Genomic DNA, 22,924 nt, shown 5'->3' with positions numbered 1-22,924 from the left:
GCACGCCCCGCCTCAGCGGGGCGCGCCTTCCATCAGCGCTTGTCTTCGACCTTCCACTTGCCGCCGTCGAAGAACGCACGCCAGCCAGTAGGCTTGCCGTCGACCTCGGACTGCACGTACTGCTCCTTGGTCTTGCGGCTGAAGCGGATCACCGCCGGGCGGCCATCCGGGTCTTTCGCCGGAGCGGAGAGCAGGAAGTGGTACTTCGGATCCAGTTCTTCCTTGTGCGGCACCAGCTCGGCAACCAGCGGAGCACGGGTCTCGCGGTTCTTCGGGAACTGGCTGGCGGCCAGGAACAGGCCGGAAGCACCGTCACGCAGTACGTAGATATCGTCCACCTTCTCGCACTTGAGTTCCGGCATGCGGATGGCGTCCATCTTCGGCGGCGCGGGCTCGCCGCTCTTCAGCAGCTTGCGGGTGTTCTTGCAGGTCGGGTTGGTGCAACCGAAGAACTTGCCGAAGCGGCCGGTCTTGAGCTGCATCTCGCTGCCGCACTTGTCGCATTCCAGGCTCGGGCCTTCGTAGCCCTTGATGCGGTACTGGCCTTCCTCGATCTCGTAGCCGGCGCAATCGGGGTTGTTGCCGCAGATGTGCAGCTTGCGTTTTTCGTCGACCAGATACGCATCCATGGCGGTGCTGCAGATCGGGCAACGATGCTTGCCGCGCAATACGCGGGATTCGGACTCGCCCTCGTCATCCGCGGCGATTTCGTCGCCCGGAATCAGGTTCACGGTCGCCTTGCAGCGCTCTTTGGGTGGCAGGCTGTAGCCCGAGCAGCCGAGGAACACGCCGGTGGACGCGGTACGGATCATCATCGGCCGGCCGCACTCGCGGCAGGGGATGTCGGTCAGGGTCGGCTGGTTGGCGCGCATGCCATCGTTGGAGGCTTCGGCCAGGTCGAGCTTCTTGCGGAAGTCGCCGTAGAACTCGTCCAGCACGTTTTTCCAGTCGCGCTCACCCTGAGCCACGTCATCGAGGTTCTCTTCCATGCCGGCGGTGAAGCCGTAGTCCATGAGGTTGGAGAAGCTCTCGTTGAGGCGGTCAGTGACGATGTCGCCCATTTTCTCCGCGTAGAAGCGGCGGTTGTGGGTGGTGACGTAGCCGCGCTCCTGGATGGTGGAGATGATCGCCGCGTAGGTGGACGGACGGCCGATACCGCGCTTTTCCAGTTCCTTGACCAGGCTGGCTTCGGAGAAGCGCGCCGGCGGCTTGGTGAAGTGCTGGCTCGGATCGAGCTTGAGCAGCTTCATGGCATCGCCCTGGTTCATTTCCGGCAGGACATCGTCCTCGCCCGGCTTGCTCTGCTGCGGCAGCACCTTGGTGTAACCGTCGAACTTGAGGATACGGCCCTTGGCGCGCAGCTCGAAGTCACCGGCAGCGGCGCTGACGGTGGTGGACAGGTACTCGGCCGGCGGCATCTGGCAGGCCACGAACTGGCGCCAGATCAGGTCGTACAGGCGCTCGGCGTCGCGCTCCATGCCCGACAGCTGGGTCGGACGCAGGTTGACGTCGGAAGGACGAATCGCCTCGTGCGCTTCCTGGGCGCCTTCCTTGCTGGAGTAGAAGTTAGGCTTGGCCGGCAGGTATTTCTTGCCGAACTCGCTGTCGATGAAGCCGCGCACCATGTCGATGGCGTCGGCCGACAGGTTGGTCGAGTCGGTACGCATATAGGTGATGTAGCCAGCTTCGTAGAGACGCTGGGCCATCATCATGGTCTTCTTCACCCCGAAGCCCAGGCGGTTGCTCGCAGCCTGCTGCAGGGTGGAGGTGATGAACGGCGCCGAGGGCTTGCTGGAAGTCGGCTTGTCTTCGCGCTTGGCGATGCTGTAGCTGGACGCCTTGAGCTTCTCCAGGGCAGCAGTGGCCTGGGCTTCGTTCAGCGGCTTGAAGGCTTCGCCCTTCTCGCGCACGACTTCGAAGCGGACCTTGTCGTTTTTCGGCGTGCCGAGGTCGGCGTGCACTTCCCAGTACTCTTCCGGGACGAAGGCGCGGATCTCGCGCTCACGCTCGACCACCAGTTTCACGGCAACGGATTGCACGCGGCCAGCGGACAGGCCGCGGGCGATCTTGGCCCACAGCAGCGGCGAGACCATGTAGCCCACCACGCGATCGAGGAAGCGACGCGCCTGTTGGGCATTCACGCGGTTGATATCCAGCTCGCCGGGCTGGGAGAAGGCCTCCTGGATGGCCTTCTTGGTAATTTCGTTGAAGACCACGCGCTTGTAGCGCGAGTCGTCGCCGCCGATGGCCTCGCGCAGGTGCCAGGCAATGGCCTCCCCTTCGCGGTCCAAGTCGGTTGCGAGATAAATGGTGTCGGCATCCTTGGCCAGACGGCGCAGTTCCTCGATCACCTTTTCCTTGCCGGGCAGGATCTCGTACTTGGCCTTCCAGCCGTGCTCCGGGTCGACACCCATGCGGGTGACGAGCTGGCGCTTGGCCTTTTCCTTGGGCGACAGGGCCGGCGCTTCCGAAGCGGTCTTGCGCGCTTTCGCCGCAGGCTCCTTCGACGCAGACGAGCCACTGGTGGGCAGGTCGCGGATGTGGCCGATGCTCGACTTCACCACGTACTGGTTGCCCAGGTACTTGTTGATGGTCTTGGCCTTGGCCGGTGATTCCACGATGACCAGCGATTTACCCATGGATCGGAAGATTCCTGCGTCGAAAAGATGAATTTATAAGGAGGGAGGAGCTAGGAGCGGCACCGCTATATATAGTGGCGGTCGCGCCAAGGTCAAGCTTGGGTTTCGCCGGACGGACCAGTCGAAAGACCCAACGGATCGTTCTCGGCGCTCACCAGAGCAAAGCGCGGAAGCCGTTCTCCGTTCACTTCCACCGCTTCGGTAAACATGCTCAGCGGGCGCACCCAGAGACCGAATTCACCGTACAGCGCCTGGTAGATCACCAGCTCTTCCTCGGTCTCCGAATGCCGGGCGACACCGAGCACGCGGTACTGCTGTCCCTTGTAATGTCGATACAGTCCGGGCTGCAAGTGCATGTCGGTTCTCCCTCGGCCGGCCAAAAGGCGGCGATTGTGCTGATTGCGCGGTCGCCGGGCAATCCCCACCTGACAAAAACGAAAGCCGGGGCACAAGGCCCCGGCTCTCCCATCGACAAAAGCTTAGACGCGTTCGAAGACGGTGGTGATGCCCTGACCGAGGCCCACGCACATGGTGGACACGCCCAGGGTGCCACTGTTCTGCTTCATCACGTTCAGCAGGGTGCCGGAGATACGCGCACCGGAGCAGCCGAACGGGTGACCCAGGGCGATGGCGCCGCCGTGCAGGTTGACCTTCTCTTCCATCTTGTCGAGGATCTTGAGGTCCTTCAGCACCGGCAGGGCCTGTGCGGCGAAGGCTTCGTTGAGCTCGAAGAAGTCGATGTCGTTGATGGTCAGGCCAGCGCGCTTGAGCGCCTTGTTGGTCGACGGAACCGGACCGTAGCCCATGATCGCCGGATCAACGCCTGCCACGGCCATGGCGCGAACCACGGCCATCGGCTGCACGCCGAGGTCCTGGGCGCGCTGGGCGCTCATGACGATCATGCAGGAAGCGCCGTCGGTGATCTGCGAGGAAGTACCCGCGGTCACGGTGCCACCTTTCGGGTTGAACGCCGGCTTCAGGGCCGCCAGGCTTTCCAGGGTGGTTTCCGGACGGATGGTTTCGTCGAAGTCGAAGACCTTCAGGAAGCCGTTCTCGTCGTAGCCTTCCATCGGGATGATTTCGTCTTTGAACTTGCCTTCCTGGGTCGCTTTCCAGGCCAGCTGGTGCGAACGCACGCCGAACTTGTCCTGCGCCTCGCGGGTGATGCCGTGCATCTTGCCCAGCATCTCTGCGGTCAGGCCCATCATGCCCGACGCCTTGGCAGCGTACAGGGACATGTGCGGGTTCGGGTCGACGCCGTGCATCATGCCGACGTGGCCCATGTGCTCCACACCGCCGATGACGAAGACGTCACCGTTGCCGGTCTGGATCGCCTGCACGGCAGTGTGCAGGGCGCTCATGGACGAACCGCACAGGCGGCTGACGGTCTGGCCGGCGCTGGTGTGCGGGATCTGGGTCATCAGCGACGCCATGCGCGCGATGTTCCAGCCCTGCTCCAGGGTCTGGTTCACGCAGCCCCAGATCACGTCCTCGACTTCCGCCGGGTCGATCTTCGGGTTGCGCTCCAGGAGCTTGCTGATCAGGTGCGCGGACATGTTCTCCGCGCGGGTGTTGCGGTGCATGCCACCCTTCGAACGGCCCATCGGGGTGCGGCCGAAGTCGACAATGACGGCATCTCTCGGATTCAGGCTCATAAATTCACTCTCGCTCTATTCGTTGCGCACTCAACCGAAGAACTTCTGGCCGTTCTTGGCCATTTCACGCAGCTTCGCGGTCGGGTGGTACAGCGCACCCAGGTCGGCGTACTTGTCGGCCAGTGCGACGAATTCGGCCACACCGATGGAGTCGATGTAACGCAGGGCACCGCCACGGAAAGGAGGGAAGCCGATGCCGTAGATCAGGCCCATGTCGGCCTCGGCAGCGGTCTCGACGATGCCGTCTTCCAGGCAGCGCACGGTTTCCAGGCACAGCGGGATCATCATGAAGTTGATGATGTCCTCGTCGCTCAGCTCACGCTGCTCGGTGACGATGGACTTCAGCAGCTCATAAGCCTGCGGATCGGTGACTTTCTTCGGCTTGCCGCGCTTGTCGGTCTCGTAGGCGTAGAAGCCCTTGCCGTTCTTCTGGCCCAGGCGATTGGCGTCGTACATCACGTCGACGGCAGTCTTGCCTTCCACGGCCATGCGGTCCGGGAAGCCTTCAGCCATCACGTCGCGGCCGTGGTGGCCGGTGTCGATGCCGACCACGTCGGACAGATAGGCCGGGCCCATGGGCCAGCCGAACTTCTCCATGATCTTGTCGATGCGCACGAAGTCCACGCCGAAGCCCAGCAGCTTGGAGAAGCCGCCGAAGTACGGGAACAGCACGCGGTTGACCAGGAAGCCGGGGCAGTCATTCACCACGATGGGGTTCTTGCCCATCTTCTTGGCATAGGCCACGGTGGTGGCGACGGCAACGTCGCTGGACTTCTCGCCACGGATGACTTCGACCAGGGGCATCATGTGCACCGGGTTGAAGAAGTGCATGCCGACGAAGTTTTCCGGACGCTTGAGCGCCTTGGCCAGCAGGTTGATGGAGATGGTGGAGGTGTTGGACGCGAGAACCGCATCTTCCTTCACGACGCCTTCAACTTCGGCCAGAACGATCTGCTTGACCTTCGGGTTCTCGACCACAGCTTCGACGACAATGTCGACGTTGCCGAAGTCGCCGTAGGACATGGTCGGGCGAATGGCGTTCAGGGCCTCGGCCATCTTGGCCGGGGTCATGCGGCCTTTTTCGACGCGCTTGCCCAGCAGCTTCGAGGCCTCGTTCAGGCCCATCTGGATACCCTCTTCGCGGATATCCTTCATCAGGATCGGAGTGCCCTTGGAGGCGGACTGGTAGGCGATGCCGCCACCCATGATGCCGGCGCCCAGTACGGCAGCCAGTTTCACGTCCTTGGCGATCTCGTCGTACTGCTTGGCCTTCTTCTTCAGGTCCTGGTCGTTCAGGAACAGGCCGATCAGGCTCTGCGCAACCGAGGTCTTGGCCAGTTTCACGAAGCCCTGGGCTTCGATTTCCAGCGCTTTGTCACGACCGAAGTTGGCGGCTTTCTGGATCGACTTGATCGCCTCGACCGGAGCCGGGTAGTTCGGGCCGGCCTGGCCAGCAACGAAGCCCTTGGCGGTTTCGAAGGCCATCATCTGCTCGATGGCATTCAGCTTGAGCTTTTCCAGCTTCGGCTGACGGCGGGCCTTGTGATCCAGCTCGCCGGCAATGGCGCGCTTGACCAGGTCCAGGGCAGCAGCTTGCAGTTGCTCCGGGGCCACGACGGCGTCGACGGCGCCGACTTTCAGCGCGTCTTCGGCACGGTTTTCCTTGCCCGAGGCGATCCACTCGACTGCGTTGTCGCAACCGATGATGCGCGGCAGGCGAACGGTGCCGCCAAAGCCCGGGTAGATGCCCAGTTTCACTTCCGGCAGGCCGACCTTGGCGGTGGCGCTCATGACACGGAAGTCGGCAGCCAGGCACATTTCCAGACCGCCGCCTAGGGCGATGCCGTTGATCGCGGCTACGGTCGGGACGTTGAGGTCTTCGAAGTCGCTGAAGATCTTGTTGGCTTCGAGGTTGCCGGCCAGCAGCTCTTCGTCAGGCAGCTTGAAGTTGTCGACGAACTCGGTGATGTCGGCGCCGACGATGAACACGCCCTTGCCGCTGGTCACGATCACGCCCTTGACGGACGCATCGGCCTTGATGGTATCCACTGCTTGGCGCAGTTCATTCAGGGTGAGTCGATTGAACTTGTTGACGGACTCGCCCTTGAGGTCGAAATTCAGTTCGACGATGCCGCTCTCAAGAGCCTTAACCGTGATGGCTTTACCTTGGTAAATCATCAACTGATCTCCACGCTAGGGAAGCTTGAAATCACACGTCGGACACCGTGTATCGGGACCGTTCGGCAGTGCCGAGGTTAGTCCCAAAGCTTGCGGCACACCCGCCGACGCGATAGCCGGGGCGTTCTGTCCGAGTCGTTGCACGTGGCAAACGCTCGATTCATACGCCCGTTTGATTTGGGTGCGCCCACCTTCTAGCAAAAGCCAATGCTTGTCAATCGGCGAGACGTAACAGTCGCAAAGCGGCCAGGGCGTCTGGGCCGGAGCATTCAGCGCAACCCTGACAAGCTATTCACCACGCCTATCGTGACAATTGCTACCTGGCACCGACGTCCCGACAGCCACTGTTCAAACCCCATGGCCCGCGCTAGAGTCGGGCGCAATGGCGATCTGCCTTCTGCCAACGCCGGCGGACGCCTGGAACCTGTGCAATACAAAACAACAAGAAGCCCATGGCTCCAAGGAGTTGGAACGATGCCCAGCCGTCCGCTCGTGCGTCTGCTGTCTGCGCTCGCGCTCACCGCCCTGCCCCTCATCGCTGTCGCCGACGCCGCCAGCGACCTGCTCAACGTCCACCAGACGCGCCTCGCCGCCCAACGCAGCCTCGGCGACTTCTTCATGTTCAACGCGATGGAGGGCGACCAGAAGTACGCCAAGATGGTCGAGGCCTCGTCGCAGAGCGCCACAGACGCCCTGGGCAAGCTCGGGGAAATGCCCGGCAACGAATCGAAGAAGCTCAAGACCGAGCTGCAGGATGAGTGGAAGGCCTATGCGGCCCAACTGCATTCCCTCACCGGTGCACTGGACAAGAGCGGCTACACCGACCTGCAACCGGTGGCCGACCTCGCCGCGCAGAACCGCAAGCTACTGGATACCGCCGAGCAGCTCTACGCGAAGATCCAGGACGAAAGCGGCAGCAAGGTCCCACCGCTGACCCAGCAAACCCGCGAGCAGAGCCTGCTGATGCAGGATATCGCGGTGGACTACGCCTCGCGCAACGCCTCGGTGGGCGCCAGCTTCTTCGGTGGCGGCGAGGAGCGCCCGCTGGATGACCTGGCCAACCGCTTCGCGATCAACCTGGTGAAGCTGCAACAGGCGCCGCAGACAACCCCGGAGATTGGCCAGGAACTGCGCGGCGTGGCGATCAAGTGGCGCTACATCGAGAAATCGCTGCAGAACTACAACCAGAACAGTGTGCCCTTCCTGATCAACAAGTACTCCGACCGCATCATCGAAGACCTGGAGAAAGTCTCCGGTCTCTATGCCGCGCAGCAGAGCTGATCGCCTCAGGCATGCTGTTTGAGAAAAGTGGCGACCCGCTCGAGGTCGCTGCTGTCGCCCCGCTCGCCCCAGTACAGCGCGAGGAACTGGGGTGTCGCCTCGACCATGTAGACGTCTTTCGGCAGGCTGGCCAGCGCCTGGGCCAGCTCGGCAGGGGCGCTCGCCTCACGCCAGCGATCCAGCCAGACGCCCGGCTCGCTCTGCCAGTAGCACCACGCATCGCGGTTCTTTCCACGGGCGCGGTGATATTGCGCGCACTGGCGCGGCGGCTGCCGTTCCAGCCAGTGCGGCCACTCCTGCTGCGCCATCTGCATGGCCAGCCCCAGGCGCCGCGCCTGCAGGCGCAGGTCCATCTGCCCACGCTGACCGCGCGAAGGGATCAGCCAGGTCAGCGGGCTGAGCACCAATGCGATGAGAAGAATTACCATCCACGTGGTCATATCGGTTATACCGGTCAAACAGGTCAAGCACGGCCATTGGGGCCATACTGATTAATAACGAGTCCCCCGGAGGAGACGCTCATGCCCTACCAACACATTCTGGTCGCCGTCGACCTTACCGAAGAATGCGATCCGGTGATGAAGCGAGCGGTCGCACTGGCCAAGGCCAACGACGCCCGGCTCTCGGCGGTGCATGTGGTCGAGCCCATGGCCATGGCCTTCGGAGGCGATGTGCCGATGGACCTGTCGATGCTGCAACAACAGCAGTTCGACCAGGCCAAGGAGCGCCTGCACCAGTTCACCCTCACCTACGCCGAGATCACCAGCTCCCAGTGCCATCTGGTCTATGGCCAACCGCGCCAGGAAATCCACCGCCTCGCCGATGAACAGGATTGCGACCTGATCGTCGTCGGCAGCCACGGCCGCCACGGCCTCGCCCTGTTGCTGGGCTCCACCGCCAACGACGTCCTGCACGGTGCGCCCTGCGATGTCCTCGCCGTGCGTCTGCAGAAAACCAGCTGAGCCAACCTGAGTAGACAGCGGGCCCTACGGGGCCCGCTTCGTTTCAGGCCCCGAGCATGTCCCCGCTCATCAGCAGCGGCCGCACCTTCTGCAACTGCGCCTCCAGCGAATAGCTCATGCTCGACGCCATGGAGAAGAAGCTGAGGAAAGCCTTCAGGTTCGAGTCGCCGTCGCAGGTTTCGTGAATACGCTGCCAGAACGCCTGGTTGACCAGTTGCAGTTGCTGGAACTGCTTCACCAGCCCCTTCAGCTCCCAATCCGCATGCCGTCCTTCACGGAAGTTGAAGTACTGACGCATCAGGTACAGCGACACCGCGCGCAGGATGAACTCCTGGTTGCTGGCGAACGGCAAGTGCTGCTGCGCCATCGGCTTGAGCTTGCCCAGCAGCGGACAGGCGCTGGTGGCCATGATCACGCCGAGCAGCGCGCGCAGGCCCTCCTCCAGCCCCGCGTGCTTGATGTACTCACGCTCCGGCGTGCGTACCTGCACCGAGACCTTCTTGAAGGCCGGCAAACCACGAAAGTCCTCGATCACCCGGTGCAGGTCCACCGCCGCCGGGCAGTGGCTGTACTGCGCCGGACTCAGCGGGCAGTTGCTGCAACGGTTGTTCTCCAGGCGCGTCCAGCGTGGCGTCTGGGCGGCTATATGTGGGTCGTACTGGCGCTCCAGCTCGATGCGGTAACTGAACTCGTGCTCATCATCCAGGGTGATGCGGTACTCGATTGCCATTCGGCCATCCCTAACAGTCTTTGATCAGCGATACGCACGGGCACATCACCGGACCGAACGGATCACTCTTCCAGTTCGGCCCAGCGCTCGATCAGCCGGTCCAGATCCTCCTGCAGGGTACCGAGGCGCGCGAGCGCGGCCTGGGCTTCGTCCTGCGGACGCTGGTAGAAGTCCGGTGACGCGGTTTCTTCCTGCAGCGCGGCCATTTCCGCTTCCAGGGCCTCGATCTGCCCGGGAATGGCTTCCAGTTCGCGCTGCAGCTTGTAGCTCAGTTTCTTCTTCGGCGCGGCTTCCACCGGCGCACTCACAACCGCCGGCTGCTCGGCAGCAGGAGCAGCAGCAGGCTTGTCACCCTTCTCCTCGCCCACGCCGAGCAGCTTGGGCGAGCCGCCCTGACGCAGCCAGTCCTGGTAGCCACCGACGAATTCGCGCACGCGCCCTTCGCCTTCGAACACGAGGGTGCTGGTCACCACGTTGTCGAGGAAGGCCCGGTCGTGGCTGACCATCAGTACGGTGCCGTCGAAGGTCAGCAGCACTTCTTCCAGCAACTCCAGGGTTTCCACGTCCAGGTCGTTGGTCGGTTCGTCCAGCACCAACAGGTTGGCCGGCTTGCTGAACAACTTCGCCAGCAACAGGCGTGCCCGCTCGCCACCGGAGAGCGCCTTCACCGGGGTACGGGCGCGCTGGGGGGAGAACAGGAAGTCGCCCAGGTAGCTGAGGACGTGGCGATTCTGCCCGTTGATGGTGATGAATTCGCGACCTTCGGAAATGTTATCGATGACGGTCTTTTCCGGCTCCAGCTGGTGACGCAGCTGGTCGAAATAAGCCACTTCCAGTCGGGTGCCTTCCTTGACGCTGCCGGAAGTCGGCTGCAGATCGCCCAGCAGCAGCTTGAGCAGCGTGGTCTTGCCGGTGCCGTTGGCGCCGAGCAGGCCGATACGGTCACCGCGCTGCAACACCAGAGAGAAATCACGGATCAGCGCCGGGCCACCCGGATGGGCGAAGCCGGCTTTCTCGACGACGATCACCTGCTTGCCGGACTTCTCGGCTGTCTCCATCTGGAAACTGGCCTTGCCCTGGCGCTCACGGCGTTCGGCGCGCTCGTTGCGCATCGCCTTGAGCGCGCGCACACGGCCTTCGTTACGGGTACGACGGGCCTTGATGCCCTGGCGAATCCACACTTCTTCCTGGGCCAGGCGCTTGTCGAACAGCGCGTTGGCTGCCTCTTCCGCCGCCAGCTCCTGCTCTTTATGCACCAGGAAGCTGGCGTAGTCGCCGTTCCAGTCGATCAGGTGGCCGCGGTCCAGCTCGAGGATGCGGGTGGCCACGGCCTGCAGGAAGGAGCGGTCGTGGGTGATGAACAGCACCGCACCGGGGAAGTCCGCCAGGGCGTTTTCCAGCCAGGCGATGGCGCCAATGTCCAGGTGGTTTGTCGGCTCGTCGAGCAGCAGCAGGTCAGGCTCGGCCACCAGCGCCTGGGCCAGCAGCACGCGGCGACGCCAGCCGCCGGAGAGTTCGGCGAGGGTCTTGTCGGCCGGCAGTTGCAGGCGGCTCAGGGTGGTATCCACCAGTTGCCCCAGACGCCAGCCATCGCGGGCTTCGAGGTCCTGCTGGACGCGTGCCAGCTTGTTCAGATCCTCTTCGCTTTCGATGTGCATGCTCAGGTGGTGGTACTGCGCCAGCAACTCACCGACTTCGGCCAGGCCTTCGGCGACCACGTCGTAGACGGTGCGGTCATCGGCGCGCGGCAATTCCTGCGGCAGCTCACCGATCTTCAGCGACGGAGCGCGCCAGATATCACCGTCATCGGGCTTCTGCTCGCCCTTGACCAGCTTGAGCATGCTCGACTTGCCGGTGCCGTTGCGGCCGATGATGCAGACCCGCTCACCGCGAGCGATCTGCCAGGACACCTTATCCAGCAGCGGAGTGGTGCCGAAGGCGAGGGACACGTCGGTTAACTTGAGCAGGGTCATGAGGGCATCTTCCGTAAAACAGGGCGCGCAGTTTAAGGGAAAGCGCAGAAAAGTCAGAGGGGTGCGGACAAAGTGCAGGGGCGAGATATTCGTCCGCCTTTGAGTCAGGCAGCCCTGGTGGCGCTTTCACCCCCCGCGCGCAACAGGCTAAGCTACCCGGCAGCGGGCGCGCGCCATCCAGCGCCCACCGATCATCTTCCCGGAAGAGCCATGCGCGGTCGCCTTTTCTCACTGTTTTCCTGCCTGATCCTCAGCCTGTCTGCTTCGACAGCCAACGCAGCGTCCCTGCCCCAACAGCGCCAGATGTACGACGAGGCGCAGAAGGCACTGGCGCGCGGCGACAGCGGTCCGTACTTCAGCTACCAGTCGGCACTGGCCGATTATCCGCTGCAGCCGTACCTGGCCTACGACGAGCTGACCAACCGCCTGAAAAGCGCCAGCAACGCTGAGATCGAGCGCTTCATCGAGCAGCACGGCGACCTGCCGCAGATCAACTGGCTGAAACTGCGCTGGATGCGCCAGCTGGCCGACCGCGGCGACTGGAACACCTTTGTCCGTTATTACGACCCGAAGATGAATTTCACCGAGCTGGACTGCCTCTACGGCCAGTACCAGCTGGGCCACGGCAACAAGGCCGAGGGCTATGCCACCGCCGAGAAACTCTGGCTGGTGGGCAAGCCGCAGCCGGACGCCTGCGATACTACCTTTGCCATGTGGCAGGCCGATGGCCAGCTCACCGAAGAGAAGGTCTGGAAGCGCCTGAAGCTGGCCGCCGAGAAGGGCAACTACAGCCTCGCCAGCGTGCTCTCCAAGCGCCTGCCAACCCTCGGCAGCCAGGGCGCGCTGATGGTCAACGTGGCACAGAATCCATCGCAGCTGAGCCAGACCACCCGCTTCGGCGCCCGCGACCACGCTACCGCCGACGTGGTCGGCCTCGGCCTGCGCCGCCTGGCCAAGCAGGATCCGGAAAAGGCCATCAGCCTGCTCGACTACTACAGCTCGGTGCTGCCCTTCTCCAGCGACGAGAAAGTCTCCATCGCCCGCGAGATCGGCCTGAGCCTGGCGCGTCGCTATGACCCGCGCGCGCTGCCGATGATGGTCAAGTACGACCCGCAACTGCGCGACGACACCGTCACCGAGTGGCGCCTGCGCCTGCTGCTGCGCCTGGGCCGCTGGGAAGAAGCCTACGAGCTGACCCGCGCCCTGCCGCCGTCGCTGGCCGAGACCAATCGCTGGAAATACTGGCAGGCGCGCTCGCTGCAACTGGCGCAGCCGCAGAACAAGCAGGCCGTCAGCCTGTACCAGCCGGTGGCCAGCGAGCGTGACTTCTACGGCTTCCTGGCCGCTGACCGGATCAACGCTCCCTACCAGTTGAACAACCGCCCGGTATCGCTGGACGCGGCGACGATGCAGCGCGTGCGCAACGCGCCGAGCACCCGCCGCGCCCTGGAGTTCTACGCCCGTGGCGAGATCATCAATGCCCGCCGCGAGTGGTACCACGCTGCCCGCCACTTGAGCCACGACGAGCTGCTGGCCCAGGCGAAGATCGCCTACGACATGCAGTGGTACTTCCCGGCCATCCGCGCGATCAGCCAGGCCAAGTACTGGGACGACCTCGATATCCGCTTCCCCATGGCCTACCGCAACACCCTGGTGCGCGAGGCGCGCAACCGCGGCCTGCACTCCAGCTGGGTATTCGCCATCACCCGCCAGGAAAGCGCCTTCATGTCCGATGCGCGTTCCGGCGTCGGCGCCACCGGCCTGATGCAACTGATGCCGGCCACCGCCAAGGAGACTTCACGCAAGTTCGGCATCCCGTTGGCCTCGCCGCAGCAGCTGATCGTGCCGGATGTGAACATCCAGCTCGGCGCCGCCTACCTGAGCCAGGTGCACGGTCAGTTCAACGGCAACCGCGTGCTCGCCACCGCCGCCTACAACGCCGGCCCCGGCCGCGTGCGCCAGTGGCTGAAGGATGCACGTCACCTGGCCTTCGACGTCTGGGTCGAGACCATTCCGTTCGATGAGACCCGCGCCTACGTGCAGAACGTGCTGTCCTACGCGGTGATCTACGGGCAGAAGCTCAACGCGCCGCAACCCATTGTCGACTGGCACGAACGCTTCTTTGACGAACTCTGATCCCTCCCCCGCCCGGCATCCGCCGGGCGGTTTTCATTTCCTAAGGAAAAAGGAAATTTCCATGCGCAAGACCGTTCTCTCCCTGACCATGCTCGCCGCCGGCCTGCTCAGTGCCAACCTCGCCCTGGCCGCCTGCGAGAAGCCGCGCAACGCCTTCGACAGCGTGTACTGCCTGAGTACCGAATACGCCCAGGTCGACCGCGAGCTGAACAATGAATTCGGCACCCTGCGCAAGATGCTCAACGACGGGCAGAAGGCTGCGCTGAAGAAGAGCCAGATCGCCTGGATCAAGGACCGCGACGCCCAGTGCAGCTACGAGCGCGACGGCGGCTACTTCGTCAATCTGCAGTGCGCGGTGGACAAGACCAACGAGCGCCTGGCCGTGCTGCGCGAGCGTGAGCGCGAGTGCCAGAGCACCGGTTGCGTCGAGGCCAAGCTGTAAGACCAGCCCCAGGGCCCGACTGAGCAAGGCATTGGCGATGGGCTCGGTGTAACGGCGTACAACCGCCGACGGTTGTACGCCCTGCGGCTATCTGTAGGAGCGAGCTTGCTCGCGAACCGCCCCAACGCCAGAGCTGCCGGCGAGTCTGTTCGCGAGCAAGCTCGCTCCTACAAAAGATGTTCATCCAAGCGTTGGAAGCAAGGGCGCACAACGCTCCACGTTATGCGCCGCCGGGCCTTGGCCATGCCCTACTCCAGGACTTCCACGTCCATGCCCACGCGCAGCTCGCCGCTGTTCAGGGCAATCAGGTTCTGGCCGAACAGCGCATCGCCGTTGACGTTACGGTACTGGAGCAGCGTCGCCAGCGGCTGACGCTCCGGGTCGCGCTCTCCGGTATGCGGGTCGATGGTGGTGAGGATGCAGCGCGAGCAGGGCTTGGCCACCTTGAAGGTAACCTCGCCAATGCGAATGCGCTTCCAGCCATCTTCGGCAAAGGGTTCAGCGCCAGTGACCACCAGGTTCGGGCGGAAGCGCAGCATTTCCAGCGGGCGGCCAACTTTGGCAGACAGGTCGTCCAGCGACCCCTGGCCGATCAGCAGCAGTGGGAAACCATCCGCGAAGTGCACATGCTCGCCGGGCTCGGCGTAGGCCGTATCCACCTGACGCGCACGCTGCTCCGGCATCTGCACCAAACGCACGTCCCGACCGAGGAAAGCGCTCAGCCACTGGGCGGCGGCATCGCCCGCATCGGGCACCTGCAGCATGTCGCGCCAGATCAGCACGCCGCGCAGGTTATCGTCGCTGCCCGGCACGTCCACCAGCAGGTCATCCATGCCGGGGGCGCGCAAGCGCAAGGCGGCGAAGCCGTCCTGCCAGCGTGCCTCGATGCGACCCATCTGCGGCAGCAGCCGCTGAGTGAGGAAGCGTCCATTGGCGGCATCTACCACCATCCAGCGTCGATCCCCTTCCAGACCGAGGGCGTCCAGTCGGACGGCTTCCAGGGGCTCATAGGCGGTGGATTTGACCGGGTAGCGGTAGAGCTCGCTCAGACTGAACATCGGAAGCTTCCTTTCATGCGGGCGAAAGCGACCTTATACGGTGTGGGACGGGCGTCTAGCAATGGGGCACTGCGATCGCGGGCATGGCTCCAGATGAATTCCCGGGCGCGCCGAGCTCCTTATCCGGCGCAATAAAAAACCGCGGCCCTGGGGCCGCGGTTTTTTGTTTACCGCTGAAGCATCGATCAGTGGACCAGGATCGAAGCCTTCTTCTGACGCACCTTCTCCGGGTTGATCAGGAAGCGCGCCAGCGCCGGCAGCAACCAGAGGGCACCGAACATGTTCCACAGGAGCATGAAGGTCAGCATCAGGCCCATGTCTGCCTGGAACTTGATCGCCGAGAAGATCCAGGTTGCAACGCCGATGGCCAGGCACAGGCCAGTGAACAGCACGGCTTTACCGGTGGACTTCAGGGTCTCGTAGTAGGCCTCCTGCAGGGACAGCCCCTGGCGCAGGAAGGACTCCAGGCGGGTGTAGATGTAGATGCCGTAGTCCACGCCGATACCCACGCCCAGCGCGATCACCGGCAGGGTCGCCACCTTCACGCCGATGCCCAGGGTGGCCATCAGCGCGTTGCCCAGCACCGAGGTGAGGATCAGCGGCAGCACGATGCACAGGGTAGCGGCGAAGGAGCGGAAGGTGATCAGGCACATCACCGCCACGCAGATGTACACCAGGATCAGGATGGTCAGTTCCGAGTGCTTGATCACGTCGTTGGTGGCGGCCTCGATACCGGCGTTACCGGCGGCGAGCTTGAACTTCAGGTCGTCCTTCTCGTTGGCCTTGGCGAAGTCCTGCACGACGGCCACGGCACGGTCGAGGGTCTCGGCCTTGTGGTCGTTGAGGAACACCAGCAGGGGCGCCAGCGAGCAGTTGCTGTTGAACAGGCCTTCGGCGCGGCTGATGGAGTTGTTCAGCACGTCCTGGTTGCGCGACAGCGACTCCCACTTCAGGTTGCCTTCGTTCATGCCCTTGATCATCTGCTTGGAGACGGTGACCAGGGAAATGGCCGACTGCACGCCCTGGGTGTTCTCCAGGCGCCAGGCCAGCTCGTCGATGGCAGACAGGGTCTTGTGGGTGGAGCAACCTTCGGCTTCGGACGCCACCATCACCACCAGCACGTCGGAGCTGGTCGAATAGTTGCGGATGATGAAGTCGTTGTCCAGGTTGTAGCGCGAGTCCGGACGCAGCTCCGGCGCGCCCTGGTCGAGGTCACCGATCTTCAGGTGATGCCCCTGCCACATGCCGCCGGCGAACATCGCCAGGGCGATGACCACGGAGATCGGCGCCACGGACGGGCTGGCGAAGTTGGACAGCGCGCGCCAGAAGGGATGGTCGCGCACGGCGTCTTCCTTGCTGCGCTGCACCGCCTTCTTGCTGATGCCGATGTAGGAGATGGCGACCGGCAGCAGGATCAGGTTGGTGAACACGATCACCGCCACGCCGATGGAGGCGCCGATGGCCAGCTCGCGGATCACGCCGATGTCGATCACCAGCAGGGTGATGAAGCCGACGGCGTCCGCGAGGATGGCGATCATGCCCGGCAGGAACAGCTGGCGGAAGGTACGGCGAGCAGCCAGCAGCGGGGTTTCCGCGTCACTGGACTGCAGGGCGATACCGTTGATCTTCTGCACGCCGTGGGAAATACCGATGGCGAAGATCAGGAATGGCACCAGCATCGAGTACGGGTCCAGCCCGAAGCCGATGATATGCAGCAGACCCAGCTGCCAGATCACCGCCACCAGGGTGGTGGACAGCACGGCGATGGTGGAGCGCACGCACTTGGTGAACCACAGCAGCAGCACCAGAGTGATGACGAAGCAGATGCCGAAGAAGCCGACCACCATCAGCAGGCCGTCGATCAGGTCACCGACCTTCTTGGCGAAGCCGGTGATGTGGATCTTCACGTTGGGGTTCTGCAGCTGGTACTTGTCGCGGATCTTCTCTTCCAGCTCATGGGAGAACTGGCGGTAGTCCAGCTTCATCAGCTTGCCCTGGTCCTTCGGGTCCGGATAGACCTCCAGCAGCGGCACATCGACGATGCTCGACTTGAAGTTGTTGGCCACCAGGCGGCCGATCTGGCCGGACTTGAGCACGTTGTTGCGCAGCAGGTCCAGGGCCTTGGCGGAACCGTCGTAGGTCTGCGGGATCACTTCACCACCGGCGAAGCCTTCCTCGGTCACTTCGGTCCAGCGCACGCTCGGGCTCCACAGCGACTTCATGCCGGAGCGGTCGACGCCGGGGATGTAGAAGACCTCGTCATGGATCTGCCGCAGCGTCTCCATGTATTCCTTGGTGAAGATGTCGCCGTTCACCGCTTCCACCGAAATGCGCACGGTGTTGCCGAGGTTGGCCAGGTCGTTGCGGTGCTCCAGCATGTTCTGGATGAACGGGTGCTGCAGCGGAATCATCTTCTCGAAGCTGGTGGACGGGCGCACTTGCGTGGCCGACCAGGCGAGGAAGACAGTCACCAGCAGGCACGCGATGATCACGAACGGCCGGTGGGTGAAGATGATGCGTTCCAGGAAAGTCGCCTTGTCCTGTTGATGCTTGTTCAGAGCGTTCATTGCGGCTCCCCGGCTTATTGTTGTTCTGTCAGCTCGGCGCCGGTCGCCGTAGCCAGGTGGATACCGCCCTGGCCGACCAGGACCAGGTTGCCATTGCCGGCCGCGCTCACGCCCGCGAGGGACAGGCGGTCCGGACGGTTGACGACACTGAAGCTCACGCCGTCGTCCTTGCTCTCCAGTACGCTGCCGCCATGGCCGACGACGACGATGGTGCCGTCATCCAGCAGGCTGCCTTCGGAGAGACCGAACTCCAGCTCGCCGCCATTGGCGGTGGGCAGGCTGACCTGCTGCCAGGTGTCGCCGAAATCGGTGGAGCGGAACAGGTGGCCGCGCAGGCCATAGGCCAGGACGGTGCCGGCGTGGGTAGTGCCGGTGGCGCCGAACAGCGAGCCTTCATAAGGGCCCTGGAGTTTTTCCCAGGTCTCGCCCCAGTCCTTGGAGCGGAACATGCTGCCCGCCTCGCCGACCACGAACAGGCCGGAATCCTTCACCGCCGTAATGGCGTTGAGGTGGAACTGGTCTTCGTTGTCCAGGCGGTCGCTGACATCTTCCCAGCTCTTGCCGCCGTCGGTGGTTTCCAGCAGCGCGCCGTAGGCGCCCACGGCCATGCCGTGGTTCTCGTCCTGGAACCAGATGTCCAGCAGTGGCGCTTCGCGCTTCAGGTCTTCGAACTGACGAGTCCAGGTGGTGCCGCCATCGGTGGTAGCCAGGACCTGGGCGTCATGGCCGACGGCCCAGCCCTTCTTGTCGTTGATGAAGAACACCGAGGTCAGGAGTTGGCGGGTCGGCACGGTGGCCTGGGTCCAGCTCTTGCCTGCGTCGTCGGAATAGAGGATGTGCCCGTGATCACCCACCGCGACCAGACGCTTGCCGGCATGGGCGATGCTCAGCAGCAGGCTGCTGGACGCCTTGGCGGAAATGATCGAGTTGGAGTCGCTGGCGGCGTCCGTTGCGGCAACGGCATGCAGCGGTGCCAGGGACATCATCAGGAAGGAAAACGCGCCGAGCAGGGAAACCGTCTTGCGCGACATCGGGAAGGAGCTTCGCACTCCCGATACGGGCTGCTCGCTCGAAGTGCGCCACAGGGGCTCACGCATATGCCTTTACCTCTTTTTCTTATGCAGGCGGTATGTAGTTTGGAGCTATATAGCCAGCCTTTTCCGGGGCTGACAATTAACGGCACGTTATCTTTTGTTAAGCCCTGGGCGCCTCACTCGAAAGGATGAGTGCATTTTGCCATCTCGCCCGAAAGGCGCGCAGCTGGGGGCTTGCAGCGGGTGGAGCGGTAACACTTTTCCGATTCCAGCTGTTCGCCCAGCCCTCGTGCAGCCTTGCCGGGGAACCTCTTTTTGTAGGAGCGAGCTGGCTCGCGAACGGCGTCATGACGCCGCTTAGGAGCTTGGCGGGTTCGCGAGCAAGCTCGCTCCTACAAAGTCGAGAGCCCTCACCCTCGCCTCTCCCGGCGGAACAGGGTTGGGCGAGGGAAAGCACAGGCAAGGCTTATCCAGAAGACTGTTGCTCCTGCCTGTCCCGGTTTTCCTGCGTACATGAAAAAGCCCGCCAAGGGGCGGGCTTTTTCAGGCATGACACGAACTCAGCGGGTGCCGCGGCGACGCAGTGCGGACGGGCTGAAGTAGGAGTCGTCCGGTACGGCCTGACCGAAGTCGATGGTGCTCGGCTCTTCGTTGTCCAGGTTCTGTACGTGGTAGCGACGGGCCTGCAGATCGTGGAAGGTATCCAGAGCGGTCCAGGTGGTGGGCAGCTCGTAGTAGTTCTTCAGGTAAGCCAGCGAAACACGCCACAGCTCGCCGCGACCGTCGTACTGGTCGACTTCGGCGGCGCCCCAGCTGTCTTCGTCCAGGAACAGCACGCGCTTGGAGTAGATGTGGCGCGAGCCCGGCTTCAGGGTGCCTTCGACGACCCACACGCGGTGCAGTTCGTAGCGGGTGTATTTCGGGTTCAGGTGGTTCGGGGTCAGCAGATCCTTGTACTTAACCTCAGGGCTGGAAACCTTGTAGTTGTTGTACGGGATGTACATTTCCTTCTTGCCGATCAGCTTCCAGTCGTAGCGGTCCGGCGAGCCGTTGAACATGTCGGTGTCGTCGGCGGTACGCAGGCCGTCGGCGGCAGCGATCGGGGTGTCGTAGGCCAGGTTCGGCGCACGGCGCACGCGGCGCTGGCCGGCGTTGTAGCCCCAGGCCTGGCGCGGCTCCTTCACCTGGTCCAGAGTCTCGTGTACCAGTGCGGCACCACCGGCCAGGCGCGCCGGGCTCTTGGTGAACGACAGGTAGTAGAACAGCAGGTTGTTCAGGTCCGAGAAGCTCTTGCCCTGGATGTAGTACTTGAACAGCGCTTCCTGCTGCGAGGTCACCAGCGAGTAGTCACCGTTGCGCTGCACGGCCACTTCGGACGCGCGACGCACGACGTAGGTGCCGCGGTAGCGGGCGATGTGGTTCCACACCGCTTCCACGCCGTTCTGCGGGATCGGGAACGGAATGCCGCCGAAGGCGTCGACGAAACCGTTGCCGCCCTCGGCCAGCTTGGCGCTGGTGGCGTTCTTCTGGGTGTTGTCATACACCCACTGCGGCGCCGAACCACTGCGGCGGCTCGGGTACACCGGCATCTGGAAGGTGTCCGGGTAGGTGGCGAACAGCGCCAGGGTGCCTGGGGTCAGATTGGCCTTGTACTGGTCCAGGTTCGCCTTGGTGATGGTGTACAGCGGCTTGTCGCTGGCGAACGGATCAATGTGGTGCTGGCCTGGTTTGTAGCCGGCCGGCGCCTGGGTGATGCCACCAGTCCAGGCCGGGATGGTGCCGGCAGCGTTGCCGGCCTTTTCCGCGCCCAGCGGGGTCAGGGACGACTGCAGCTTGGCCGCATCCTGCGGGGAAACCGCCGCCAGAGCGCTGCCGGCGGACAGGGCCAGAGCCACGGCGGCGCCGACCAGGGTACGCATGTTGCGCATGTTGCTTCTCCGTGAGGGGCGCGCGACAGCTCGGAGAGCTTGCCGCGCGGCTTTGGATCTAATGGTCGTTAGAACGAGTACTTGACGTTGAAGCCCACGTTGTCGCGGTCGCGTGCGGCGTTGTTCTGCCCGGCGCCGTAGAACTCGGTGTATTGCAGCTCGGCTTCCAGGGCGTTCAGGTAGGTAGCCTTGACGCCCAGGGTGTAGGCCTTGCGGCCTTCGATGAAGTTGCCGGTCTGGTAGGAGTTGCCTTCGAAGTCGTCCTTGTAGACGGCGTAGGGCGAGATGTTCACGCCGGCGAAGACATCGTTCCAGGTACCCGACAGCAGCAGGGTGTAGCCGTAGGCGTTCTTGTTCACCTGATCGTCGCGGTCGTAGCCGGAGATGTAGGCGCCGTTGCCACGGCCGGAGTAGTAGCGGGTGCTGCCGTCATAGGCGGTGTACTGCAGGTCGCTGCCGCGCAGGTGCTCGGAGGCCAGTTCCGCCACACCCATCAGCGAGTCGAAGGACAGCGACGGGCCGAAGTTGTAGATGGTGCCCAACGAGGTGTTGAAGGCCTCGACGCGTTCGTAGTTGTGGATCTGGTCGCGAATCGAAACGTCGCCACCACCGATGTTCACGGTCTTGCCGCTGGCCAGCGCCGGAGCCTGGACCAGCAGGTCGCCGAGCAGGTCGTTGGTGGTGGCGATGCCGATCGGCAGATTCGGGCGGTAGGCCAGCTCGCCGAACACCGAGGCGTCGCCCACGGTGGTGTTGAAGCTGAAGCCGTACATGCGGATGTTCTCGACGTACTCACGACGAGCGTTGACCTGGTTGGCCACGTCCACGGAGGTCGCGCCGTTGACCAGGCTCAGCACCTGGCCGGCCAGGGCATTGCCGCTGCCGGCAGCGCTGACGAGCTGGTCGTAGGAGGTGAAGCCGCCAACGCCAGCCAATTGGTCGAGGTCTACGCCAGCATAATCGCTGTTGAGGTCGGCGTAGATGGTCGGCTCTTTGGAGTGATAGTTGACGAAGTAGAAGCCGAACTCGGTGGAGTTCAGCTCTTCAGCCACATAGTGGAAGGCCACGCCGAACTGACCGTCGTTCTTGGCGTTGATGTCCTTGCCAACGTTGGCGACCTTGAACACGCCATTGGAGTCCAGGTACTGGGTACCCTGCAGGCCGCCCACATGGGCGGCGGAAAGCTGCGGGTAGAGGCTCTGGAACAGCGGGTTGGAGAGCGCGCCCACGGTGGTGTAAGCGGTATTGCCACCATCGGCGAACAGGTCGGTCTCGGAGAAGAAGGTGCCAACCGGGTCGATGCGGGTCTCTTTCCAGTTCCACTGGTAGAAGGCATCCATCGACAGATTGTCGGTCAGGCCGATATTGAAGCTCGCGGCTTCAACCGGCATCAGCACTTCCTTCAGCTCCGAGCCCGGCAGGCGGAACTTGGCGGCGTCCACCGGGTTGGTGGTGTTCACGCCACCACGGTAGAAGATGCCCTCGCCCCAGTTGAATACCTGGCGGCCCAGGCGCGCGGTCAGCGGATGATCGGCCACGTCCCAGTTGCCGTAGACGTAGGCGTCGAGGATCTCGGCGCGGTTGCCGGCGGCGTCGCGGGTCTCGCTGGTGAAGCGATCGCTGTTGGGGTAGGTCTGGCTCGGCTGCGCCGGATGGTTGTTGTCGTAGTAGTCGTTGCGCTTGTCCATGATCTGGGTGTCATAGAAAGCCGAGCCACGTACGAACAGACCGTAGTTCTTGTAGGTCGCTTCCAGGTCGGAAGTGATCTTGTACACCTCGGAAACCAGGCCAGTGTCGAAGTTGCGGTTGCCGTCGTTGCCGTTGATGTCGTTGTTGGTCTTGTCCTGACCCTGCACGCGCCACAGGGCGCCGTAGGACACGGTGCTGTCCAGCGAACCGGTGACTTCGTTATCGAGGAAGCTGAACTCGACCGCCGTTGCCTGGGCAGACATCAGCAGCGGCAGGATACCTGCCAGGGCAAAGCCCGCACGGGCAGGCGCATAACGCAAGACGGGCTTGCGAACTGGGATTTCCATTAGGACTCACTCCATGGACTGATCATTCTTTGGCGGCGCCGCCAGTGCGCGGTACGCCTTGTCAGCCGTTATTCCACGGCCTTGTTGTCGTCGATCTGAAGGAAACTCCCCCAAGGTGCTCGACACGCCTCCCGTCCCAATGGACGGGCAAAGGCTAAGCGGGGTCCGCCGGTGCAACCCCAGTGCCAAGAGCACCGATGCATACGATTCTGCTTACAAAAAATAAAGAAACAGCGCGCTACTTTTTGTGACTGGTCATTCACTGATCAAATCAGGTGGCCGATTGCGCCATTCAGCACGCCAGA

Annotated in this window: 16 protein-coding genes; 4 read left to right on the top strand and 12 right to left on the bottom strand. The window is 63.3% G+C overall.

Annotated features, from left to right (window positions below):
- Positions 1–32 precede the first annotated feature (32 nt).
- The 4 genes from topA to fadB all read right to left on the bottom strand — a co-directional run bounded on the left by topA (position 33) and on the right by fadB (position 6,472).
- The gene (topA, locus tag AC2T4A_RS14585) at positions 33–2,639 is read right to left on the bottom strand and encodes a type I DNA topoisomerase (protein WP_416745014.1); all 2,607 of its coding nucleotides are present in this window, start codon (positions 2,637–2,639) and stop codon (positions 33–35) included.
- Between the two features lie 92 nt (positions 2,640–2,731).
- A complete protein-coding gene (locus AC2T4A_RS14580; RefSeq protein WP_416745015.1) occupies positions 2,732–2,995 on the bottom strand; it encodes a DUF1653 domain-containing protein in 264 nt (87 codons plus the stop codon).
- Between the two features lie 123 nt (positions 2,996–3,118).
- A complete protein-coding gene (gene fadA, locus AC2T4A_RS14575; protein ID WP_081519444.1) occupies positions 3,119–4,294 on the bottom strand; it encodes an acetyl-CoA C-acyltransferase FadA in 1,176 nt (391 codons plus the stop codon).
- A gap of 30 nt (positions 4,295–4,324) precedes the next feature.
- A complete protein-coding gene (gene fadB / locus AC2T4A_RS14570) occupies positions 4,325–6,472 on the bottom strand; it encodes a fatty acid oxidation complex subunit alpha FadB (protein ID WP_416745016.1) in 2,148 nt (715 codons plus the stop codon).
- Positions 6,473–6,946: 474 nt separating this feature from the next.
- Between fadB and AC2T4A_RS14565 the strand changes: the two genes are divergently transcribed.
- Positions 6,947–7,753, top strand: coding sequence for a hypothetical protein (locus AC2T4A_RS14565; protein WP_486743582.1), 807 nt, complete (start codon positions 6,947–6,949; stop codon positions 7,751–7,753).
- A gap of 5 nt (positions 7,754–7,758) precedes the next feature.
- Here the strand turns inward: AC2T4A_RS14565 and AC2T4A_RS14560 are convergent, their stop codons facing one another.
- Positions 7,759–8,193, bottom strand: coding sequence for a hypothetical protein (locus AC2T4A_RS14560; RefSeq protein WP_348586859.1), 435 nt, complete (start codon positions 8,191–8,193; stop codon positions 7,759–7,761).
- Between the two features lie 81 nt (positions 8,194–8,274).
- Here AC2T4A_RS14560 and AC2T4A_RS14555 point away from each other — a divergent pair, with 81 nt between their 5' ends.
- Complete coding sequence (locus tag AC2T4A_RS14555; RefSeq protein ID WP_024766849.1) at positions 8,275–8,715, top strand: universal stress protein; 441 nt, start codon at positions 8,275–8,277, stop codon at positions 8,713–8,715.
- Between the two features lie 43 nt (positions 8,716–8,758).
- Here AC2T4A_RS14555 and AC2T4A_RS14550 read toward each other — a convergent pair whose 3' ends face one another.
- Positions 8,759–9,445, bottom strand: a complete 687-nt coding sequence (locus tag AC2T4A_RS14550) for a DUF6901 family protein (protein ID WP_416745018.1) — start codon at positions 9,443–9,445, stop codon at positions 8,759–8,761.
- Between the two features lie 62 nt (positions 9,446–9,507).
- A complete protein-coding gene (locus AC2T4A_RS14545; RefSeq protein WP_416745019.1) occupies positions 9,508–11,418 on the bottom strand; it encodes an ATP-binding cassette domain-containing protein in 1,911 nt (636 codons plus the stop codon).
- Positions 11,419–11,628: 210 nt separating this feature from the next.
- On the opposite strand from AC2T4A_RS14545, the gene AC2T4A_RS14540 reads away from it, so the two are divergent.
- Positions 11,629–13,554: a transglycosylase SLT domain-containing protein gene (locus AC2T4A_RS14540; protein WP_486743581.1), complete on the top strand. Its 1,926-nt coding sequence runs from the start codon at positions 11,629–11,631 to the stop codon at positions 13,552–13,554.
- 61 nt (positions 13,555–13,615) lie between these two features.
- Positions 13,616–13,996, top strand: coding sequence for a lysozyme inhibitor LprI family protein (locus tag AC2T4A_RS14535; protein WP_416745021.1), 381 nt, complete (start codon positions 13,616–13,618; stop codon positions 13,994–13,996).
- 248 nt (positions 13,997–14,244) lie between these two features.
- Here the strand turns inward: AC2T4A_RS14535 and AC2T4A_RS14530 are convergent, their stop codons facing one another.
- The 5 genes from AC2T4A_RS14530 to AC2T4A_RS14510 form a co-directional block, all read right to left on the bottom strand.
- Positions 14,245–15,054: an MOSC domain-containing protein gene (locus AC2T4A_RS14530; protein WP_486743580.1), complete on the bottom strand. Its 810-nt coding sequence runs from the start codon at positions 15,052–15,054 to the stop codon at positions 14,245–14,247.
- 185 nt (positions 15,055–15,239) lie between these two features.
- Positions 15,240–17,621, bottom strand: a complete 2,382-nt coding sequence (locus AC2T4A_RS14525; protein WP_054909190.1) for an efflux RND transporter permease subunit — start codon at positions 17,619–17,621, stop codon at positions 15,240–15,242.
- Positions 17,622–17,635: 14 nt separating this feature from the next.
- Positions 17,636–18,652 carry a WD40/YVTN/BNR-like repeat-containing protein gene (locus tag AC2T4A_RS14520; RefSeq protein ID WP_486743579.1) on the bottom strand — a complete coding sequence of 339 codons (1,017 nt, stop codon included), beginning with the start codon at positions 18,650–18,652 and terminating at the stop codon, positions 17,636–17,638.
- Between the two features lie 563 nt (positions 18,653–19,215).
- Complete coding sequence (locus AC2T4A_RS14515; RefSeq protein ID WP_486743578.1) at positions 19,216–20,583, bottom strand: DUF1329 domain-containing protein; 1,368 nt, start codon at positions 20,581–20,583, stop codon at positions 19,216–19,218.
- 68 nt (positions 20,584–20,651) lie between these two features.
- Positions 20,652–22,619 carry a DUF1302 domain-containing protein gene (locus AC2T4A_RS14510; protein ID WP_416745025.1) on the bottom strand — a complete coding sequence of 656 codons (1,968 nt, stop codon included), beginning with the start codon at positions 22,617–22,619 and terminating at the stop codon, positions 20,652–20,654.
- Positions 22,620–22,924: the final 305 nt, after the last annotated feature.

Source organism: Pseudomonas sp. PVC-3-1, from assembly GCF_057444315.1.
The sequence above is the reverse complement of the archived record's forward strand: the minus strand, read 5'-3'. Positions and strand labels throughout refer to the sequence as shown.